The organism is Streptomyces vietnamensis (genome assembly GCF_000830005.1).
GTDB lineage: Bacteria > Actinomycetota > Actinomycetes > Streptomycetales > Streptomycetaceae > Streptomyces > Streptomyces vietnamensis.
The window spans coordinates 8,598,608-8,619,236 of record NZ_CP010407.1 but is presented as its reverse complement, the minus strand read 5'-3'; the positions used below and the strand labels follow the sequence as shown (position 1 = coordinate 8,619,236).

The window sequence follows — 20,629 nt, the reverse complement described above, 5'->3', positions numbered from 1 at the left end:
CGCGCAGCCGTGCCCCGCACCGCTGCCGTGCCGTCGCGCGTCCCTGTCGTTCGGAAGGACTCCCATGCCCCGCCCTGCCCTGCACCTGGCCGTCGAGATCGACGGCGACGGTGCCCATCCGGCCGCGTGGCGCCGTGCCGCGCACTCCCCCGGCGAACTGCTGACCCCGCGTCGACTCGCCGGGGTCGCGGCCGTCGCCGAGAACGCCGGGTTCACCCTGGTCACCCTGGACGACTCGATCCTGCCGCCCGGCCCCGTGAACGGCCCCGCGAGCGACCCCGTCGGACGGATCGGCGCGGTGGAGCGGGCCGCGTTCGTGGCCGCTTCGACGAGCGTCCTCGGCGTGGCACCGGTCGTGGCGACCACGTACGCCGAGCCGTTCCACGTCTCCTCGCAGCTCGCCTCGCTCGACCACGTCTCGGCCGGCCGGGCCGGCTGGGTGGTCGGGGTCGAGGAGGATCCGGCCGCCGCCCGCGCCTGGGGGCGCCCGGTCGTCGAGGGCGCCGACGCGCTCGCCCGCGAGGCCCGTGACGGCCTCCGCGTCGTACGGGACCTGTGGGACTCGTGGGAGGACGACGCGGTGATCCGGTCGGTGGCCACCAGCCGCTACCTGGACCGCTCGCGGCTCCACGCCATCGACTTCACCGGGGAGACGTACTCCGTGAAGGGCCCGTCGATCGTGCCGCGCCCGCCGCAGGGCCGGCCCGTGGTCCTCGCCCGCCCGGGTCTCGTCCCGGCCGGTCTCGCCGATGTGGCGCTGGTCGGCGGGGCGACGCCGGCCGAGGCGGGCGAGGCGGCCGCGGCCGCCGGCGCGCCCCTCGCCTTCGCCGAGATCGAGGTCGCCCTCGACACCCCGGGCGAGACGGCCCGGGAGCGGATCGCCGACCTGGAGCGGTACGCCCCCTGGGAAGGCGGCCCGGACCGGCTGCGGTACACCGGTTCCGCCGCCGGTCTGGTGGACCTCCTCACGGAGCTCGGCGGACACGTCGACGGGGTGCGACTGCGGCCGCTCGTCCTCGACGAGGACCTGGCGGTGCTCTCCCGGCTCGTCCTGCCCGAGCTGTTCGTGCGGCGGATCGCCGCCCGTCCGCTGCCGGGCACCACCCTGCGCACCTCCCTGGGCCTCCCCCGGCCCCTCAGCCGCTTCACGACCGACGCTGCCGCCGCGCTCGTCGAGGAGGAGACCCGATGACCCGCGCCGATGCGAACGACGTCCCGCGCCCGGACGCCCAGCTGCACTTCGGGGTGTTCTTCCAGGGCGTCAACCACTGGACGATCTGGTCGGACCCGTCCAGCGGCTCCCAGATCGACCCGGCGACCTTCCTGCGGGTGGCCAGGACCGCCGAACGCGGGCTGTTCGACGCCTTCTTCCTCGGGGACGGGCTGCGGCTGCGCGAGTCGGAGGGCGGCATCCACGAGCTGGACGTCGCAGGCCGCCCGGACTCGATCGTCCAGCTGTCGGCGCTCGCCGCCGCGACCGAGCGGATCGGTCTCGTCTCCACCTCCAACACCACCTTCAACGAGCCCGGCGACCTCGCCCGGCGGCTCGCCGGTCTCGATCTGCTCTCGGGCGGCCGGGCCGGCTGGAACGTGGTGACCACCCACAACGCCTGGACCGGCGAGAACTTCCGGCGGGGCGGGTTCCTCGACCACGCCGACCGCTACCGGCGCGCCGAGGAGTTCCTCTCCCTCGCGCGCGCCGTGTGGAACGGCTGGGCGGAGGGCGCGGTCGCCGGTTCCGCCGACGCCCGCTCCTGGTCGGTGCCGGGTGCGGTGGGACGCGTACGGTCGCGGACCGACCTGTTCGACGTCGATCTGGCGCCGACCCTGCCGCGCAGCGCTCAGGGCCATCCGGTGATCTTCCAGGCGGGCGACTCCGGCGAGGGCCGGGACTTCGCGGCCCGCAACGCGGACGTGATCTTCTCCGCGCACGGTACGGACTTCGACGACGCGCTCGCCTTCGCCGAGGACATCCGGCGCCGGCTGCGGGCGGCCGGACGGCCGGAGGACGCCCTGCGGATCCTGCCCGGCACGGAGATCATCATCGGGGCCACCGAGAAGGAGGCGGAGGAGAAGGCCCGCTGGGTCCGCCTCGGGCAGGTCACGCCCCAGGTCGCACTGGGCATCGCGAGCCGGCTGTGGGGCTTCGACCTGTCCGGGCGGGACGCGGACGGGCCCCTGCCCGCCGAGGACCCGGTGGTCGCCGCGTACGACGGGAAGTTCGGCACCCGCCAGCTGGGCGAGACCCTGGACACGGTGGCCGAGTGGCGGGCGAAGGCCGACGCCAACGGCTGGTCGCTGCGCGAGACGGTCATCGAGCTCGGTCCGCAGCGCGGTCACGTCGGCACCCCGGCCGGGCTCGCGGAGAAGTTCGCCCGGTTCGTCCGGCACGGGGCGATCGACGGCTTCAACGTCTCGCCGTACCTGGTGCCGGACGGACTCGACGACATCGTCGAGCTGCTCGTGCCGGAGCTCCAGGAGCGGGGCGTGTACCGGACGGCGTACACGGGGACGACGCTCCGGGAGCATCTGGGGCTCGCGCCGGTGGCGTGACACCACGGAGGCGGGTGCCCGGGAATCCCGGCCACCCGCCTCCGTCGTCCTGTCCCGTCCTCAGCCCAGCGGCAGTTCCAGGAAGGCCGGTGCGCCCTCCGGGGAGCTGACGACGGTCTGCGTCCAGGTGACGGAGGCGTCCCCGTACAGCGGGTCCTTGCTGTCGACGACCAGCATCAGCCGGTGCCCGGCGGCGATGTCGTACGCGGCGGCCTGGAGCTCCCAGGTCACGGTGCGGTCCTGCTCGGGCGTCAGCCCGTACACGTTGAGCGGCTCGTGGGTGACGATCCGGGCCGTGTCGTCCTCGGCGACGTCGAAGAGGTGGGCGATGAGGCAGGCGGAGGCGGCCGTGGAGCGGACCGTGAGGCGCAGCCTCGGGATGCCCCGGACCCGGCGGCCGGCCGTGCCCTCGCCCTCCGGGGCGGTGAGCGGCGCGGTGGTCCAGACGAGGGCGTGCCTGCGGTCGATCTTGCGGGTGTCGTAGGTCTTGGGGTTGCCGGCCCGTTCCTCCCGGCCGGTCTTCATGAGCGCGTCCATGACGGTGGCCTCGGTGTCCACGCCCGCGAGGAACGCGCGGCGCCAGCCCGTGACCTCCGAGGGGTCCGTGGTCTCGCCCGCGGGGAGGAGCCGGCCGTCGGTGCCGCCCGCGCCGTCGCCGGTGAGGCCGAGGACCTCGACGCCGGTGGTGACCCGGCTCCAGTCGGCGCTGTCCTCCCGGAACGCCTCCTCGACGATCCGGTTCTCGCCGGTCGGCTCGCCGGTTCCGGGGTCCGGGACGGGTTCGGTGACGTACGTGAACATCACCTGGTTGCAGACCTGCGCCCAGTCCTCCACCCCGTTGCGCTCGCCCTTGAGGTGGTGGTCGAGCCAGGCGTACGCCTCGGCCATGGGGACGTTGACCCTGCCGGGCTCCGTGCCGATGAGCCCCGGGCCCTCGGGGGCGGCGTGGTCGCCGATCCAGAGGTTGAGCCGCTTGGGGACGTCGAGGCCGTTGAAGGTCTCCAGGAGCTGGTTGACGGCGAAGAGCCCCTCGTGCCAGGTGTTCGAGAAGAAGGTGGGGGTCTCGTTGTCGTTGGTGAGGTGGAGGTACGACTCGGGGGCGCGCAGCCGGCCCCATTCGACGACCCCGTCGAGGTTCCGGTCGGCCAGGAAGTCGGCCAGGATCTCCTGGTTGGCCGGGTCGAACTTGGTCTCCACCGGGCCGCCGGTGAGCGCGAGGAGGGCCTTCACGGCCGCGAGGTGGCGGGTGTCGTGGTCGTAGAGGCTGGTGGCGAGGTTGCCCCAGGTGCTGAGCGCGACGACGGCGGCGACGCGGTCGTCGTGGGCGGCGACGAGCTGGCTGATGCCGGAGCCGTAGGACTCGCCGAGGAAGCCGATCACGCTCGGGGCGAGGTGCTCGTGCGCGAAGTCGATGACGGCGGAGCCGTCGGCCCAGTCGTGGGGTCCGGCGACGTCGACGAAGCCCTCGGAGGTGGAGGGCAGTCCGGGGATGCCGAGGCCGCGGGGTGTGTAGGCGAGGACGTGGTAGCCGCGGCGGGCGAGGGAGAGGTACGACCAGAGGAACAGCGGCCAGCCGAAGGGGGTCCAGCCGGCCGGGACGACGACCAGCGGGTGCGGGCCGGGGCCGAGCTGCCGGAGGCTGAAGGCGGAGAGCCGGATGCCGTCCGTGGCCTCGATGCGGTGGTACGCGGGCAGGGCCAGGCCGCGTACCTCCTCGACGTGCGCGGCGAGTTCGGCGGGGAGCGGAAGCTCATCGCCGTTTCCGCTCAGGAGGGCGGTGGTGAGGGTCTGGGCGAGCCGGACGACGTCGGGGTCGACGGTTCCGTCGGCGGCCCAGAGGCCGCGGCCGGCGATGCGGGAGGCCTCGGCGGCGGTGAGACCCACCGTGACGCCCGGGAAGCCGGGGAATTCTTCGGACGATCCGTTGGCGAAGGGGTTGTCCTGGGGCACGTGCACCCGTTCCTCTCGACTGGGCTGCTGGCTGTCCGCACTGCGGACCGTCGCAAGCCTCACGTACCGGGAACGGAGCGACCAGAGCGCACGAACGGCGCACGGGACGTGCAACCGGGCGTCAACGACACAAGCCGCCCCGGAGCCGATGTTTGGTGCTCGTCGGCGCCTCCCTCACTCCGTGGGGGTCTCCGCCCGGCGCCGTACGACGGGGGGCACCTCGGCCATCAGGGGTGGCGGGTGGCTGCGGCGGCGGCGCAGCCAGAGGTAGAACATCAGGCACGGCAGCAGCAGTCCGCAGACGGTGAGGACGAGGAACGCCGCGAAGCCGCTGATGTGGCCGACCAGCCAGTCGAAGTTCTGCCCGAAGAAGCCGACCACGAAGGACAGCGGGAGGAACACGCTGGCGAGGATGGTGAGCCGCTCCATCGTGGCGCTCTGCCGAAGGTTGATCTTGTTCTGTTCGACGGAGATGACCGCGATGTTCGCTTCCAGGACGGTGGTCAGCAGGTCGCGCTGGGCGGCGACCTCCTCGTTGACGAGCAGCAGGTGGTCGTGGACGTCGCGGATGTACGGCAGGAGCGCGGATGGCGACTTGCCGGGCTGCAGGCGCCGGCCGAGCACGGCGAGCAGGGGGTGCACGGCGCGGTAGAAGTCCGTCGCCTCGCGGCGCAGGAAGTAGATCCTCTCGGTCGGGGCGACCGCCCCGGAGAACACGGTGGCCTCGATCTGCTCGATGTCGCGTTCTAGCTCCTCGACGACCGGCGCGTAGCTGTCGACCACCTGGTCGAAGATGGCCCACAGCGTGGAGGTGCTGCCGGCCTTCAGCAGTTCGGGGCGGCTTTCGAGCCGGCTCCGGGCTTCGTGCAGCTCGCTCGCGACGCCCTGGCGCACGGTGATCACGAAGTGTTCGGCGAGGAAGACGCTGATCTCGCCGGTGTCGATCTCCTCTCGTTCGTCGTCATAGCGTGCCGTGCGCAGGATGATCAGTTCCGTGCCGTCCTCGTACTGCTCGGCCTTCGGCCGCAGGTGGAACGTCCGGGCGTCCTCGACGGCGAGCTCGTGCAGGCCGAAGACCTCACGGACCCGGCTCAGCTCCTCGGGGCCCGGCTCGAACATGCCCAGCCAGACGAAGCCGCCCATCCTGCAGCGCGCGGCCGCCTGCTCCAGCGGCATCGCGCCCTCGTGCTGCCGGCGCCCGTCCCGGTAATGTGCGCAGTCGACGATCATGGCCTCCTCCTCGCGGCCGACCGACGTGCGCCGTCTTCTGCCCACCGGCGGCGTGGCGCGCCGTGCCGGCCTCACAGCAATAGATGCTCCTCCGACACGTCGGGAATGTCCTCACGGCCGACGTCGGCAGCCCCGCCCCCGTCGGGACGACCGGGCTGTCCGGTCGGCGCCGACACACCCGCCCGGATGCGGTGCTTCGCGGGCCCGGTCGACGAGGATCGCACTGCGGCCACCGCCCCGCGCCTCGAAGAACGCGGCTGCCCGCGACGATCGTGCCCGGCTCCGGCCGACCGCGCCGCGTGGGTGCGGGGTCTCCTCCCGGCGTCGGGCCGGACAAGGCCGTTCCCCTTTCCCAGCCCGTCGGAGTCACCATGGCCCCACCCTCGGACCCACCTCGCCCCCGCCGCTTCGGGACGTCGATCCTGTCGGTTCTGGTCCCCATCGCGGTCCTGATCGTGGCGGCGGTGTCCGTGGGGTCGTGGCTGCAGTTCGCCGAGCGGCAGGCGCTCGACACGGTCCACACGGCCGGTTCCGCAGCCGCCGACCGCGTGGACGTGGAGGCCACCGTCCAGCGCGTCGACGCCGCGGCCCGGGAGCTGGCGCTGCGGGTCCGGGTCACCCCGCGGGGGACCTTCGCCGAGGAGGACGGGACCGCCCCGGTGGCCGATCTCGTCCTCCAGACCTCCGCGGCGACCCTCAGCGACCTGGAGTTCAAGGCGCACGAGCGGCTCACGACCAGGGACGTGCGGGTCGCGATCACCGGAGGATCGATCGGCGACTACCCGTTCGACACGTACGAGACCGACATCGAGTTCTGGGCGCTGCTGGGCGGGAAGCAGGTGCCGGTACGGATGCTGTTCTCCAGCAACGACACGCTCTTCTCGATCTCCGCGACCTCCACGGCCTCCCGGCAGGAGGCCGTCATGGGGCTGTCGGTGTCCCGATCGGGCAGCCTGACCGTCTTCGCGGTCTTCATGATGCTGGTGATGTGGGCGCTGGCGGCGTCCGTGCTCATCGGAGCCTGGTACCTGACGACCCGCGGCATGGGCCTGGTCTGGCCCGCCCTCGCCTGGATGGCCGCCACCCTGTTCGCTCTCGCCGCGTTCCGCAACACCGCCCCCGGCTCCCCTCCCATCGGCTGCGTGCTGGACTGGTTCGCCTTCCTGTGGGCCGAGACCGTCGTCGCGCTGTCCCTGATCGCCGTGGTGATCACCGGCGTCCGCACCGCCCTCCGCTCGGACGACGCCCACCCCTCGTAGGGCGGTTCACGGCGCGTCCGGAAGGCATCCCGTCGCGGCGCGGGCGTAGGAGTACAGGGCGGTGATCACTTCCCGGGGGAGCGGCGGCCTGCGAGGACGTCCATCCGGTAGCCGTCCTCCCTCGCCACGAAGTCGGCGGCGACCAGGCGGGCCGAACCCGTCGGGGTGAAGTGGCCCTGGGCCTCGCGGAGGGCGCGGGGCCAGTACTCGAACAGCAGCCGGGGCAGCCGGTCCCGGGGGCCCGACGCGACCCCGACGGCGATGCAGCTGCGCAGCCGACCCCGCGCGTCCGTCTCCCGCTCCGCCGCGGCCTCGCGCTCCGGCAGAACCGTTTCGACGCATACGGGACGTCCGTACGCTTTTCACCAGGAGGCCCTCATGACCAGCGCATCCGACACCCCACCCCCTCCCGCACCACCCCTCGAGAAGGGCCTGCGGGGCGACTCCGTCGGCCTCCTCGCCACGATCGCCCTCGGGCTCGCCTCCGTCGCCCCCGCCTACAGCATCGCCGTCACCCTGGGCCTGGTGACCCTCGTGGTCGGCGACCTGGCCCCCGCCGCCCTGCTCCTCGGCTTCGTGCCGATCCTCCTCACGGCCTTCGCCTTCCGGGAGCTCAACCGGCGGATGCCGGACTGCGGCACGACCTTCGTGTGGAACACGCGGGCGTTCGGCCCGGCCGTCGGCTGGGTGGCGGGCGGCTGGACCGTCCTGGTCGCGACCGTCCTCGCGATGACCACGCTCGCCCAGGTCGGAGCCTCCGCGACCCTCGCCTTCCTCGGACTCGACGCGGCCGCCGGCAGCACCTTCGCCGTGACCGCCGTCGCCGTGGTCCTGATCGCCCTGGTCGTCACCGTCGCCTACCGGGGCATCCAGCTCGCCGCCCACGTGCAGTACGCGATGCTCGGCCTCCAGCTCCTCGCGATGCTCGCCTTCGGCGTCGCCGCCTTCGCCCGGGACGGCGCCGCCACCCCGTCCCTGAGCTGGGTCTCCCCCTTCGCCTTCGACGACTTCGGCTCCTTCGCCGAGGCGGTGCTCCTCTGCCTCTTCATCTACTGGGGCTGGGACGCCCTGATCACCTTCAACGAGGAGACCGTCGACAGCGACCGCACCCCCGGCAGGGCCGCGGTCGCCTCCACCCTGATCCTGCTCGTCACCTACCTCTTCACCGCGTTCGCCGCGATCTCCTTCGCCGGGACCGGCACCGGAGGTCTCGGACTCGGCAAAGCGGAGAACGCGGCCGACGTCCTCACCCTCCTCTCACCCACCGTCCTCGGCGGCGCCGCGAGCCGGGTCGTCACGCTCGCCATCGCCGTCTCGGCCGTGGGCGCCCTGCTGACCTGCGCGGGCTCCAGCCCCCGGAGCACGCTCTCGATGAGCGCGCACGGCGCCCTCCCCGCCGCCTTCGGACGCGTGCACCCTCGCTTCCGCACCCCCGCCTTCGGGACGGTGTTCTTCGGTGCCGCGGCGGCCGTCGCCCTGGTCCTGCTCACCCTCGTCTCCGCCGACTTCCTCGGCGACGCGATCCTGTCGATCGGCCTCCTGATCGCCTTCTACTACGGCGTCACCGGCTTCGCCTGCGCCTGGTACTTCCGCCGCCGGCTGCGGAACTCCCCGCGCGACCTGCTGGTCAAGGGCGTCCTCCCGGCGACCGGCGGCCTGATGATGCTGGCGGCCTTCGTCCGCAGCGCCTACGACATGGCCGACCCGGACTACGGCTCCACGTCGCTCGGCGGAGTCGGCGGGGTCTTCCTCCTCGGCGTCGGCTCGATCGTCCTCGGAGCCGTCGTGATGCTGCTCGTCCGCACCCGCCACCGCCGCTTCTTCCAGCACGGCCGCACGGCCGTCACCACCCTGTCCGTCACGGAGAACTGAGCCCCGTGCGCACCCTCGCCATCGCCGCCGTCCGGACCACCCGCGACCGCGGCATGGAACTGGTCTGCGCCCGGGCCAACGCCTGGACCGACCAGGTGTACGTCGTCGACGTCAACGCCGCCGACCCGGCCGGCGTCGGCGCCGGCGTCATCGTCGACCCGGAGGGGACGGTCCGCCGGCAGGCGGGCACCGGTGAGGAGGTCCTCGTCGACGTCCTCGACCTCGACACCGTCACGCGCGTGCGTACGTACGGCTCCGTCGGCATCAACCGGCCCTGGGCCCAGCTCGCCCGCTACGGCGAGCGGATCGAACTGCCCGTGTACGGGGGCACGTTCCGGCCGGTGCCGTCGCGCGACGAGGCCTAGAGCGCGTCAGGCGGGCGGACCACGAGGACGGCGGCGACGTCGTCGTCGAGGCCGTCCGCCCCGTAGGCGGCGAGGTCGCGGTGGAGGAGCGCGGGCAGCTCCGCGGCCGGTTCCCGGGCCCAGCCGCGCAGGCGCAGCTCCAGCGGGTAGAAGGTGCCGGCCCGGTCGCGGGTCTCGCTGACGCCGTCGGTGTAGAGCAGCAGCCGGTCCCCCGGCCCGAACGGCACCTCCTCGATCCGGTGGTGGTTCTCGGCGAGGCCCGCGAGGTTGACGGGCAGCGAGGGGTCGGCGAAGTGCACGGGCTCGACGCCGGTCGCGCGCTGGAGCAGCGGGGCGGGGTGGCCGCAGCTGAGGAGCCGTACGACGTCACGACCGTCGGGGAACTCCACCAGGACGACGGTGGCGAAGCGTTCGGCGGCGTCGGAGTCCGGGTCCCAGGCGCCGTAGCGGGCGAGGCCCTCGTCGAGCCGGTCCGCGAGGGCAGCGAGGTCGCGGGCGTCGTTGACGGCGGAGCGGAAGGAGCCGAGCAGCACGGAGGCGGTCTCGACGGCGCCGAGGCCCTTGCCCTGGACGTCGCCGAGCATGACGCGCACCGCTCCGGGGATCCTGACGGCCTCGTAGAAGTCGCCGCCGATCCTCGCCTTGGCCGCGGCCGCGACGTACAGCAGATGCAGGTCGAACCGTCCGAGGCGTTCGGGCAGCGGGCGCAGGACGACCCGCTGGACGACCTCGGCGACGGCGGTGACCTCCCGCAGGTCCTGCTCGTAGCGGGTCCTGACCCGGCTGACCCAGGCCGCGGTGGCGGTCACCGCGGCGATGACGGACTCGCTGGTGAGGAGTTCGTGGACGGGCTCCTCACCCCTGACGAGGCTGAGGAGCGCGCGGACGCCCATCGCGATCAGCCCGATGCCGACGGTCCCGCGCACGCTCCAGGTGACGGCGGCGAGCGCGGGCGCGGCGACGAGGAGACGGTCGAAACGCTCCCGGTCGGGGGTGAGCAGATCGACGACGACCGTCAGGACCAGGACCAGGAAGGGCAGGGCGCGACCCAGGTTGAACTGGGTGCGCGTCGCCGTGCCGGGAGGGCTACGGTGACCGGCTGCGGACATCTCATGATCGTACGCAGGGCCGTCGGCCGGGCCGGGGTGCCGTCGGCTCCGGGCGTGTCCCCCGGCGGTCGGCGCGGCCGGGCAGGGCGAGGGCGGCGGGGAGGGCGAGCGCGGCGATCAGCGCCAGGGCCGGGAGGGCGGCGCCCCGGGCCGGTACGAAGCCGCCGTCCGGGACGAGGGCGAGCAGCAGGGTCGCGGTGGCGACGCCGAGCGCCGGTCCGACGTTCATCACGGTCTGCTGGAGGCCGCCGGCGACCCCGGCGTGGGCCTCGGGGGCGCGGTGCACGACGACGGAGGTCGCGGTGACCATCAGGGTGACGAATCCGGCGCCGAGGAGCGCGGAGGCGACGCCGACGAAGGCCGCGCCGGCCGTCGCGTCGAGCCGGGCGAGCAGCAGGACCCCGAGCGTGAGCAGCGCGGCTCCCGCGGTGGCGGTGCGCCGGGGGCCGAAGCGGCGCTGGAGCCGCGGGCAGAAGGGCGCGCCGAGGATCATGAGGGCGGCGAGGGGCAGGACGCGCAGCGCGCAGTCGAGGGGGTCGAGCCCCTGGACGTCCTGGAGGAAGTACGTCGCCACGAAGAGCGAGCCGGAGAGGGCCGCCGAGGCCGCGAGGAGCACGGCGAGCCCCGCGACGACCGGCACGCTCCGGAGCAGCTCCGGGGGCAGGAGAGGATGCGCGGCCCTGCGCTCGTGCCGGGCGAAGACCGCACCGGCGCCGAGGGCCGCGCCGCAGGCGAGGGCGGCGGCCCCGGTGCCGCCGGGGCGGGACGCCTCGACGAGCCCGTGGACGAGCAGGCCGAGCGCGGCGGCGAGCAGGAGGGCACCGAGCGGGTCGAGCGCGGCGAGGCGGGATGCGGGGCGGTCGGAGGCGGGGCGGTCGGACACGGGCCCGTCGGCCATGGGCCCGTCGGCCGTGGCGAGGCCGGACGCCGGGCGGTGGCCGTCGGCGAAGTCGGATGGCGGGCGGGCGGCGGTGGCAAGGCCCGATGCCGGACGGTCGGGAGAGCCCGTCGGTGAGTGGTCCGGGGAGGCCGGGTCCGGCGAGGCCTCGCGGTCCGACACGGCCGCGTGGCCCGGCGAGGTCAGGGCGAGCAGGCCGATCGCGAGGGTCGGGGGTACGCCGAGGAGGAAGACCGCGCGCCAGCCGTACGAGGAGACGAGGGCGCCGCCGACGAGGGGACCGGCCGCCGCGGCGAGGCCGATGGCGACGGTGCGTACCGCGATCGGGGTCGCGAGGCGCTCCGGCGGGTAGGCGGTGCGCAGCATGCCGAGGGTGGCGGGCTGGAGGAGCGCCCCGCACACGCCCTGGAGCACGCGCAGCGCGATCACGGTGCCGATGCCGGGGGCCAGGGCGATCCCGGTGGAGGCCGCGGCGAAGCCGAGCGCGCCGGCGGCGAACACCCGACGGTGGCCGTACCGGTCGCCGAGGCGGCCCGCGAGGACGAGGAGGCTCGCGACGGCGACGAGGTAGCCGGTGCTGGTCCACTGCACCTGGTCGACCTGGGCGTGCAGGTCGCGCTGGAGGGCGGGCTGGGCGACGGTCAGGACGGTGCCGTCGAGGGCGACGACGGCGGCGCCGACGACGCTGCAGGCGAGGGTGCGGTTCACTGGGCGGGCCTCCCCAGGTGGGCGTCGAGCGCGGCCGTCAGCAGGGGGCCGGGGTCGTCGCCGCCGGTGGCGAGGGGGAGGCTGCCCCAGTGCCAGAGCTGGGCGATGCCGTGCAGGTTGGCCCAGAGGGCGCCGGCGAGGAGGACGGGGTCGGCCTCCGGGCGGACCCGGGCGACGAGGCCGGTGAGGTGGGCGAAGAGCGGCAGGCTGGTCTCGCGCAGCCCGAGCCGGCCGCTCTCCAGGAGGTCGTGCCGGAACATCAGCTCGTACATGCCGCGCCGGGTGTCGGCGTAGTCGAGGTAGACGCGGGCGAGGGCCTCGATCCGCTCGCGGGCCGGGGCGCCTTCGGGGTCCTCCTCGGCCACGCGCGCGGCCAGTTCGGCGAAGCCCTGGCGGGCGATGGCGGACAGCAGGTCCAGGTGGGCCGGGAAGTACCGCCGGGGGGCTCCGTGGGAGACGCCGGCGCGGCGGGCGATCTCGCGCAGGGAGAGGGCCTGGACCCCTTCGGCGTTCACCAGCTCGACGCCGACCCGGACGAGCCGGGCGCGCAGCCCGTCCTCGTGATCGTTCTCGTTCAGTGGCATAGACACTGTCTACCAAGATCGAGTAGACGGTGTCTACCCACCCTCGCGCCCCGATCCGTTACACTGGGCGACAGCGAAGGGGAGTAGCCCTGCGAACCGGTCGTCGACACACTGGAGCCCCCGGGTTCCCGGTGACCGGGTCCGCGCACGACGCGGACGGGCGAGACCTTCGGCCAGGCAACAGCCATGTCCGCGTTCCCGTGGGCGTGGTCCGTCATGCCGGGCCGAGTGGTCCTCCCGTCGCCCACCGAGGTGTCGTGCGGAGCCGCGGGGCCCGGACCGAGCAGAGAGCCCCGGTATGCACCTCGACCCCTTGGCGATCCTCACCGCCTTCGGGCTGATCTTCCTCGCCGAGCTTCCCGACAAGACGATGTTCGCGTCCCTCGCCATGGGCACGCGCATGCGTCCGCTGTACGTGTGGATCGGCACCTCCACCGCCTTCCTGGCCCACGTCGCCATCGCGGTGGGCGCCGGCAGCCTGCTCGGGCTGCTGCCGGGCTGGTCCGTCAAACTGGTCTCGGCCCTGATGTTCGGCTTCGGCGCGTTCATGCTGCTGCGCGGCGGGGGCGACGACGACGAGGCCGACGAGGGCGGCCGGACGGTCAGCGGCTTCTGGCCCGTCTTCTCGACCGCGTTCATGGCCGTCTTCATCAGCGAGTGGGGCGACCTGACCCAGATCACCACCGCCAACCTGGCCGCCACCAACGGCACCTGGTCGACGGCGATCGGTTCCTTCGCCGCCCTGACGACGGTCTCCGCCCTCGCCCTGATCGCGGGCCGGTTCATCGCCAAGCGCGTCCCCCTCAAGGTCGTGCAGCGCATCGGCGGCGTCTGCATGGCGGGGCTCGCGATCTGGTCCCTGACCGAGGTCTTCACCGGCTGAGCGGACCGCCTTCCGCGAACGCCCCTTCCCGTCCCGGAAGGGGCGTTCGCCGTCCCTGAGCCGAACGGGGGCGTGCGCCGTTCCGTACCGGCTGGAACCACGTGCCCCACGGCCGCCACCTCCGAACCGGCCGACCGCCTCGGGCGCCCACCCCTTCCGGGGCGGGCGAAGGCGCCCGCTCCTCCCGAAGGAACAGGCGCCTTCGTCGGGTCTCTTGATGAAGCAATGAATCACTGCTTCACTCCTTCCATGCCCTACCGACGCACCCCCGCCGTCCAGGCCCGGCTCGACGCCCAGCGCGCCTCGGTCGTCGACGCGGCCCTCGGGCTGCTCGCCGAGCAGGGGTACGCGGGCTGCACGATGGCCGCCGTCGCCGCGCGCGCCGGAATCGCCACGGGCAGCGTGTACCGCCACTTCCCGAGCAAGGCCGAGCTCGCCGTCGAGCTGTTCAGGACCGTGGTGAGCCGGGAGGTCGCGGCCGTCTCCGAGGCGGCCGAGCACCCTGGGCACGGTTCGGCGGCCGAGCGGGTGGTCGCCGTCATCGAGACCTTCGCCCAGCGCGCCCTGAAGTCGCCGCGCCTCGCCTACGCACTGCTCGCCGAACCGGTCGACCCTGCCGTGGACGCGGAGCGGCTCGTCTTCCGGCGCACGTTCCGGGACGTGTTCGCCGCGCGCGTCCAGGAGGGCGTGCGCGCGGGCGAGCTGCCGCCCCAGGACCCGGTCCTGACGGCCTCGGCGCTGGTCGGGGCGGGCGCCGAGGCGCTCGTCGGACCGCTGGCGGAGGGGGCCGTCGGGCCCGAGACCGTACCCGCACTCGTCACTTTCACCCTCCGAGCACTGGGAGTTCCGGATGCCGCCCACGCATGAGGTCACCAATCAGGTACCGCCGCTGACCGGTTACGACGTCTCCGCCGACCCCGCGCTCCTGGAGGCACTGCGCCGGGAGGGCGCGGGCTGGGCCGAGGCCGAGGTCCGCGAGCTCGGGGCGAAGGCGGGGGGCGAGGAGGCCCAGGAGTGGGGGCGGCTCGCCGAGCGCCACTCCCCCGTCCTGCACACCCACGACCGGTACGGCCACCGGATCGACGAGGTCGAGTTCCACCCGTACTGGCACGAGCTGATGGACGTGGCCGTGCGGCACGGGCTGCACGGCGCTCCCTGGCGCGACGAGCGGCCGGGCGCGCATGTCGCACGGGCGGCGAAGGTGTTCGTGTGGGGGCAGGCCGACGCGGGGCACCTGTGCCCGGTCTCCATGACGTACGCGGCCGTGCCCGCGCTGCGCGTCCAGCCGGAGCTCGCCGAGGTGTACGAGCCGCTGCTCACCTCCTCGACGTACGACTTCGGCCTTCGGGTGCCGACGGAGAAGCGCGGGATCATCGCCGGCATGTCGATGACCGAGAAGCAGGGCGGCTCGGACGTCCGGGCGAACACCACCCGGGCGGTGCCCACGGGCGAGCCCGGGATGTACGCGCTGACCGGCCACAAGTGGTTCACCTCGGCGCCGATGTCGGACGTCTTCCTCACCCTGGCGCAGGCGCCCGGCGGCCTGTCCTGCTTCCTGGTGCCCCGGGTGCTGCCCGACGGCAGCCGCAACGCGATCCGGCTCCAGCGCCTCAAGGACAAGCTGGGCAACCGGTCCAACGCCTCCTCCGAGATCGAGTACGAGGGCGCCCTCGGCCGGCTCGTCGGCGAGGAGGGGCGCGGGGTGGCCACCATCATCCGGATGGTCAACATGACGCGGCTCGACTGCGCCATCAGCTCGGCCTCCGGGATGCGGCTCGGGCTCGTGCAGGCCGTGCACCACGCCACGCACCGGGAGGCGTTCGGGGCGCGGCTCGTGGACCAGCCGCTGATGCGGAACGTCCTCGCCGACCTGGCCGTGGAGGCGGAGGCCGCGACGGTCGCGTCGCTGCGGCTCGCGGGGGCGGTGGACCGGGCGGCCCGCGGTGACGCCGAGGAGGAGCAGCTGCGGCGGCTCGGGCTCGCGGTCACCAAGTACTGGGTCTGCAAGCGCGCCCCCGCGCACGCCGCCGAGGCCCTGGAGTGCCTCGGCGGCAACGGCTACGTCGAGGACTCGGGCCTGCCGAGGCTCTACCGGGAGTCGCCGCTGCCGTCCATCTGGGAGGGCTCCGGGAACGTCGCCGCGCTCGACGTGCTGCGGGCGATGTCCCGTCAGCCGGAGGCGGTGGAGGCGTACTTCGCGGAGGTCGACCGGGGCGCGGGGGCCGACCGGCGGCTCGACGCGGCGGTCGCGGGCCTCCGCAAGGACCTCGCGGGGCTCGGCGCCCCGGACGCGGTGGCGTACGGGGCACGGCGGCTCGTCGAGCGTCTCGCCCTGGTCCTCCAGGGTTCGCTGCTCGTCCGGCACGGACACCCGGCGATCGCGGACGCGTTCTGCGCCTCGCGCCTCGACGGGGACCGGGGCCTCGCCTTCGGCACGCTGCCGGCCGGCGTGGACACGGCGGCCATCATCGCGCGCAGCGGCCCGGACGCGGTGGGCACACCGGCCTGACCGGCGACCGGGGCCGCAGCAGCGCCCCGGTCGGCCTGGACGGCTGCCCGGGGCGGTGTCGTGGCGCGTCCCGGGTGGCAGGCTGACGGTGCACGGTTTCCGGGCCGCGGCGCCGGCCGGTACGAGAGGGAGTCCCCTTGGGCAGCGAGGCGATCCACGACGAACTGGACGAGCGGGCGGCCGCAGCGGCCGGACAGGTGGTGGCCTGGCGGCGGCATCTGCACCGGCATCCGGAGCTGCCCAACCGGGAGGTGAACACGGCCCGCCTGGTGGCGGACCACCTGCGCGCCCTGGGCGTCGACGAGGTCCGTACGGGCATCGCGGGGCACGGGGTCGTCGGCGTCCTGCGCGGGGCGGCACCGGGCGGCGGGCGGGTCGTGGCACTGCGGGCGGACATGGACGCGCTGCCGGTGAAGGACCTCTGCGGGACGGACTTCGCCTCCGAGGTGGTGGACGCCGACTACCCGGGCGGCCCGTTCCCCGTGTCGCACGCCTGCGGGCACGACTGCCACACGGCGATGCTGATGGGTGCGGCGACGGTGCTCGCGGGGGTCCGTGACCGGCTTCCCGGGACGGTGCTCTTCGTGTTCCAGCCGGCCGAGGAGGGCCCGCCGGTGACGGAGGAGGGCGGGGCGCGGGCGATGGTCGAGGCGGGTGCCTTCGCCGACCCGGTGCCGACGATGGTCTTCGGCATGCACGTGACGCCGTATCCGAAAGGGTACGTGGGGTACAGGGTCGGCAACCAGTACGGCGCGTCCACCCTGGTCCGTATCGTCGTCACCGGAAAGCAGGTGCACGGCTCCACGCCGTGGGAGGGCGTCGACCCGATGCCGGCGGTCGGCGCGGTCCTCACCGGCATCGGCCAGCTGTACCGGCAGGTCTCGGCCTTCGACCCCGTCACGGTGACGATCGGTCACGTCGAGGACGTGGGCCGCTTCAACATCATCGGCGAGACGGTGACCCTGTGGGGCACGGTCCGCTGCGCCGTGGAGTCCGACATGGCCGAGGTCCAGCGGCGTCTGACGACGCTGGCCGAGCACTCGGCGGCGGCGTACGGGGCGACGGCCACCGTGGAGTACCTGCAGTCCGTGCCGCCCGTGCACAACAGCGGGCCGTGGGTGGAGGCCGGGCTGCCGACCTTCCGCCGGGTGGTCGGAGGGGACCGTGTGGTGGAGACGGGTGCGACGCTCGGGTACGACGACGTCTCCGAGTTCATCGGCCGGTTCGGCGGCCTGTACGTGATGCTCGGCGTCCAGGACGCCACGCTGAACGCCTCGGGACGGCCTGTGCCGGTGGAGGGCGGACGCGGGCTTGTCACCAACCACAACCCGCGCTTCTACGCGGACGACGACACCCTCGTCACCGGTGTCCGTCTTCACGCGCAGGTGGCGTACGACCATCTGACGGGTGATCTGGTCGTTCCGCAGGGCGCCCTTCGACCGCCGCCACGAAGGCCCTGAGCAGGGCGGAGTCGGCGGCGGTGGGCCACACGAGGCCGTACTCGAGGGGCGGGGTGCCGTGCAGGGGGACGTAGGCGATGCCGGGCCGGGGGTGGTACCGGGCACCGCGGGCCGCCCCCGGGGAGGCGCCCCGGCCTGCGGTCACATGGGAGAGGACCTCCTGCCAGGTGTTGGCGGCCGGTCCGCGGCCGACGGGGGCGCCGGACGGGGTGCTGCGGGGGTAGTGGTGGTCGGTCCAGTAGCGGGGGACGTCGCCGCCGGGGGCGATCAGATCGAGGCCCGCGAGGTCCTCCGGGCCGAGGGAGGCACGGCCGGCCAGGGGGTGGCCGACGGGCAGGAGCAGGACCCGCTCCTCGGTGACGAGGACGGGACCGGTGGTGAGGTCCGGCTCGCGGACGGGGAAGGCGGCGTACTGGACGTCGAGCGTGCCGTCCCGGAGGGGGCGGAATCCGCCGTCGAGGGGAACCTCGCGGACGGTGATCTCGCACCCCGGGTGGAGCGCGGTCAGGGCTTCGGCGGCGGCCGTGACCTTCTCGCCGCCCCAGGGGCTGGCGAAGCCGACGCGCAGCCTGCCGTGGACGCCGCGCCCGGCGGCGGTGGCGCGTGCGAGGGCGGCCCGCATCTGCCGGTACGCGGGCAGGAGGTCCTCGTACAGGGCGTGACCGACGGGGGTGAGCCGGACGCTGCGGCTGGTGCGGGCGAAGAGCGGGGTGCCGACGCGGCGCTCCAGCTTCTTGACGGTCTGGCTGATCCGGCCGGTGGAGACGCCGAGGCGCTCGGCGGTGCGCCCGAAGTGCAGTTCCTCGGCGAGCGTCAGGAACGCTTCCAGTTCGTACCGTTCGAGCACCGGCCCCGCCCTTCGACGTCCACTGATCGTTGAGTGTGACTCAACGCCGGTTTCATGATGACAGCTTGATCGGCCGGGGTGGCGGCCGGGAGTCTGGAGGGGTCCCCCTCCTCCGTACGGAAGGGCCTCCGTGGTCCCACGTCCCCTCACCCCCGCCACCTCCGCCCGGCCCGTGAACGTCCTGCTCCTCGCCGTGGCGGGGGCGGTCACCGTCGCCAACATCTACTTCCCGCAGCCGCTGCTCGCCGCAGTGGCGCACGGTCTGGACGTGTCGGAGCGGACGGCGGGGCTCATCGCCTCGGCCGCCCAGGTCGGGTACGCGCTCGGCATCCTGCTGCTCGTGCCGCTCGCCGACTCCGCGCGGCTGCGCCGCCTCACCTCGGTGCTGCTCGCCCTGACCAGCGCCGCCCTGCTCGTCGCCGCGGCGGCGCCCGACATCGTCACCCTCGCCCTCGCGACGCTCGCGCTCTCCACCACGACGGTGCTGCCGCAGATCCTCACCCCGGTGGCGGCCGTGCTCGCGGGCCCCGGACGGCAGGGCCGGGTCGTGGGCCTGGTGGGCCTCGGCCTGACTCTCGGCTCGACCCTGTCCCGTACGGTCTCGGGCGCGGTGGCCGACGCGAGCGGCAACTGGCGGGTCGCCTACGCGGTGGCGGCCGTGGCGACGGCGGCGCTGCTCCTCGTCCTGCCCCGCCGACTGCCCGAGCGCCTCGGGTCGCGGGGAGACCTCTCGTACGTCCGTCTCCTGGCCGGGCTTCCCCGGCTCCTCGCGGTCCACCGGGAGCTGCGGATCTCGGCACTGCTCGGGGCGTGCGTCTTCGCCGCGTTCAGCGTCTTCTGGTCCGTGCTCGCCTTCCACCTGGCGGCCCCGCCGCTCGGGTACGGGCCGGGGGCCGCGGGCCTCTTCGGGGTGCTGACCCTGCCGGCGGCGCTGCTCTCGGCGGCGGCCGGGCCGCTCGCCGACCGGTACGGGGCGTCCGCGGTGAACGCCGGGGGCCTGGTGTGCGCGGGGCTCGGCCTCGCGGCGGCGGGGCTCGCCCCGTACTCCCCCGCGGCCCTGGTGGCCGGGGCGAACCTCCTTGTGGTCGGCGTCAGCTCCTGCCAGGTGGCCAGCCAGGCGCGGATCTTCGGGATCGGCCGGGCGGTGGCGGCCCGGGTCAACACGGTCTTCATGCTGACCACGTTCGGCGGCGGGGCGCTCGGCTCCCTCGCCGGGTCCTGGCTGTACGCGGCGCACGGCTGGACGGCCGCGCTGCTCGCCGCCGGGGCGTGCGTCGCCGTCGCCGGGCTCGTGGTCGTGGCGGCGGCACCACCGGCGGTCCCGAGTTGCGTCCGGGACGTCACACGCGAGGCTGGGGGTAACCGCCCGCGCATCCCGCAGGGAGAGTCATGATGCTGGACCTCACCGCCCTCGCCGACGAACACCTGGCCGCGGCCCGTACGGCACCGCACGGGCGCAGCGCCCATCTGGTGATGCACGACGGGGTGCTGCGGCAGACCGTCATCGCCCTGACCTCGGGCACCTCCCTGGACGAGCACAACGCGCCGCCGGCCGCGAGCCTCCAGGTGCTGCGGGGCCGGGTGAACCTGACGGCGGCCGGGTGGGCGGAGGAGCTGCCGGCGGGCACGCTGCGGATGCTCCCCAAGGAGCGGCACGGGCTGACGGCCCTGGACGACGCGGTGGTGCTGCTGACGGCCGTGAACGACTGAGGGCCCGATATTTCGGTGCCGTACGGGTGCGCGGCCGTGCAGACTCGCCCCATGGCAGACATGAGGGCGTTCCAGGAAGAGATGGGCCGCTGGGCGGTCGGCGATCACGGCGGAGACACGGCGCGGGAGCTGGCCGTGGGCCTGGGGCTGCGGACGGCGGTGCTCCTGGAAGGACCGAGCGACCTCGCCGCCGTCGAGACGCTGGCCGCGCGGCACGGCCGGGACCTCGCCGCGGAGGGCGTGTGCGTGGTGTCGATGGGCGGGGCGATGAGCATCGCCCGCTACGCCGAACTGCTCGGACCGCCCGGCCTCGACCTGCGCCTGACCGGCCTGTGCGACGAACGGGAGCGGGGCTTCTACGAGCGGGGCCTCCGACGGGCCGGAGCGCCGGACCGGGACTTCTTCGTCTGCATGGCGGACCTGGAGGACGAGCTCATCCGTGCGCTCGGCCCGGCGACGGTCGAGGAGATCATCGAGGCGGAGGGCGACCTGCGCCCCTGGCAGACCTTCCTGAGCCAGCCCGCGCAGCACGGCCGGGCCAGGCATCAGCAGTTGCGGCGCTTCCTCGGCACGAAGAAGGGCCGCAAGATCCGCTACGGCACCCTCCTGGTGGAGGCCCTCGACGCCGGCCGGGCACCGGCACCGCTCGACGGCCTCATGGCGAGTCTGTGATCCCTTAGGGTGAAATCCCA

Annotated in this window: 18 protein-coding genes; 12 read left to right on the top strand and 6 right to left on the bottom strand. The window is 74.1% G+C overall.

Going from position 1 to position 20,629, the window contains the following annotated elements:
- Positions 1 to 64 precede the first annotated feature (64 nt).
- On the top strand, positions 65 to 1,192 hold the full coding sequence (locus tag SVTN_RS38200) for an LLM class flavin-dependent oxidoreductase (RefSeq protein ID WP_041133159.1): 1,128 nt from the start codon (positions 65 to 67) through the stop codon (positions 1,190 to 1,192).
- Positions 1,189 to 2,553, top strand: coding sequence for an NtaA/DmoA family FMN-dependent monooxygenase (locus tag SVTN_RS38195; RefSeq protein WP_041133158.1), 1,365 nt, complete (start codon positions 1,189 to 1,191; stop codon positions 2,551 to 2,553). The genes SVTN_RS38200 and SVTN_RS38195 overlap by 4 nt, the downstream gene beginning before the upstream one ends.
- 60 nt (positions 2,554 to 2,613) lie before the next feature.
- On the opposite strand, the gene SVTN_RS38190 is transcribed toward SVTN_RS38195, so the two are convergent.
- Positions 2,614 to 4,503, bottom strand: coding sequence for a CocE/NonD family hydrolase C-terminal non-catalytic domain-containing protein (locus tag SVTN_RS38190; RefSeq protein WP_245727808.1), 1,890 nt, complete (start codon positions 4,501 to 4,503; stop codon positions 2,614 to 2,616).
- Positions 4,504 to 4,677: 174 nt separating this feature from the next.
- On the bottom strand, positions 4,678 to 5,733 hold the full coding sequence (locus SVTN_RS38185; RefSeq protein WP_063782313.1) for a magnesium and cobalt transport protein CorA: 1,056 nt from the start codon (positions 5,731 to 5,733) through the stop codon (positions 4,678 to 4,680).
- Positions 5,734 to 6,104: 371 nt separating this feature from the next.
- On the opposite strand from SVTN_RS38185, the gene SVTN_RS38180 reads away from it, so the two are divergent.
- From SVTN_RS38180 to SVTN_RS38170, 3 genes are all read left to right on the top strand, one after another.
- Positions 6,105 to 6,992, top strand: coding sequence for a DUF4436 family protein (locus tag SVTN_RS38180; protein WP_052499557.1), 888 nt, complete (start codon positions 6,105 to 6,107; stop codon positions 6,990 to 6,992).
- 378 nt (positions 6,993 to 7,370) lie between these two features.
- Positions 7,371 to 8,864 (top strand): APC family permease, encoded by a 1,494-nt coding sequence (locus SVTN_RS38175; protein WP_041133157.1) that lies wholly within the window; start codon positions 7,371 to 7,373, stop codon positions 8,862 to 8,864.
- A gap of 5 nt (positions 8,865 to 8,869) precedes the next feature.
- A complete protein-coding gene (locus tag SVTN_RS38170; protein WP_052499556.1) occupies positions 8,870 to 9,229 on the top strand; it encodes a carbon-nitrogen hydrolase family protein in 360 nt (119 codons plus the stop codon).
- Here the strand turns inward: SVTN_RS38170 and SVTN_RS38165 are convergent.
- The 3 genes from SVTN_RS38165 to SVTN_RS38155 are packed head-to-tail and all read right to left on the bottom strand — an operon-like array spanning position 9,226 to position 12,528.
- Positions 9,226 to 10,338 (bottom strand): PP2C family protein-serine/threonine phosphatase, encoded by a 1,113-nt coding sequence (locus SVTN_RS38165; RefSeq protein ID WP_041133156.1) that lies wholly within the window; start codon positions 10,336 to 10,338, stop codon positions 9,226 to 9,228. The genes SVTN_RS38170 and SVTN_RS38165 overlap by 4 nt on opposite strands.
- 1 nt (position 10,339) lies before the next feature.
- A complete protein-coding gene (locus SVTN_RS38160; RefSeq protein WP_041133155.1) occupies positions 10,340 to 11,944 on the bottom strand; it encodes an MFS transporter in 1,605 nt (534 codons plus the stop codon).
- The gene (locus tag SVTN_RS38155; protein ID WP_041133154.1) at positions 11,941 to 12,528 is read right to left on the bottom strand and encodes a TetR/AcrR family transcriptional regulator; all 588 of its coding nucleotides are present in this window, start codon (positions 12,526 to 12,528) and stop codon (positions 11,941 to 11,943) included. Before SVTN_RS38155 ends, SVTN_RS38160 begins: the two co-directional genes overlap by 4 nt.
- A 298-nt stretch (positions 12,529 to 12,826) precedes the next feature.
- Between SVTN_RS38155 and SVTN_RS38150 the strand changes: the two genes are divergently transcribed.
- The 4 genes from SVTN_RS38150 (at position 12,827) to SVTN_RS38135 (ending at position 17,380) form a co-directional block, all read left to right on the top strand.
- On the top strand, positions 12,827 to 13,411 hold the full coding sequence (locus tag SVTN_RS38150) for a TMEM165/GDT1 family protein (RefSeq protein ID WP_041133153.1): 585 nt from the start codon (positions 12,827 to 12,829) through the stop codon (positions 13,409 to 13,411).
- Positions 13,412 to 13,660: 249 nt separating this feature from the next.
- The gene (locus SVTN_RS38145) at positions 13,661 to 14,278 is read left to right on the top strand and encodes a TetR/AcrR family transcriptional regulator (protein WP_041133152.1); all 618 of its coding nucleotides are present in this window, start codon (positions 13,661 to 13,663) and stop codon (positions 14,276 to 14,278) included.
- Complete coding sequence (locus tag SVTN_RS38140) at positions 14,262 to 15,920, top strand: acyl-CoA dehydrogenase family protein (protein WP_041133151.1); 1,659 nt, start codon at positions 14,262 to 14,264, stop codon at positions 15,918 to 15,920. The genes SVTN_RS38145 and SVTN_RS38140 overlap by 17 nt, the downstream gene beginning before the upstream one ends.
- A gap of 137 nt (positions 15,921 to 16,057) precedes the next feature.
- Positions 16,058 to 17,380: a M20 metallopeptidase family protein gene (locus SVTN_RS38135; RefSeq protein ID WP_041133150.1), complete on the top strand. Its 1,323-nt coding sequence runs from the start codon at positions 16,058 to 16,060 to the stop codon at positions 17,378 to 17,380.
- On the opposite strand, the gene SVTN_RS38130 is transcribed toward SVTN_RS38135, so the two are convergent.
- Positions 17,280 to 18,227 (bottom strand): LysR family transcriptional regulator, encoded by a 948-nt coding sequence (locus SVTN_RS38130; RefSeq protein ID WP_052499555.1) that lies wholly within the window; start codon positions 18,225 to 18,227, stop codon positions 17,280 to 17,282. The genes SVTN_RS38135 and SVTN_RS38130 overlap by 101 nt on opposite strands.
- Positions 18,228 to 18,357: 130 nt before the next feature.
- Between SVTN_RS38130 and SVTN_RS38125 the strand changes: the two genes are divergently transcribed.
- The 3 genes from SVTN_RS38125 to SVTN_RS38115 are packed head-to-tail and all read left to right on the top strand — an operon-like array spanning position 18,358 to position 20,609.
- Positions 18,358 to 19,620, top strand: coding sequence for an MFS transporter (locus tag SVTN_RS38125; protein WP_041133149.1), 1,263 nt, complete (start codon positions 18,358 to 18,360; stop codon positions 19,618 to 19,620).
- Positions 19,620 to 19,937 carry a cupin domain-containing protein gene (locus SVTN_RS38120; RefSeq protein ID WP_041133148.1) on the top strand — a complete coding sequence of 106 codons (318 nt, stop codon included), beginning with the start codon at positions 19,620 to 19,622 and terminating at the stop codon, positions 19,935 to 19,937. The genes SVTN_RS38125 and SVTN_RS38120 overlap by 1 nt, the downstream gene beginning before the upstream one ends.
- A 51-nt stretch (positions 19,938 to 19,988) precedes the next feature.
- Entirely contained in the window at positions 19,989 to 20,609 is a 621-nt protein-coding gene (locus SVTN_RS38115; protein WP_041133147.1) for a TOPRIM nucleotidyl transferase/hydrolase domain-containing protein, read from the top strand.
- Positions 20,610 to 20,629 lie beyond the last annotated feature (20 nt).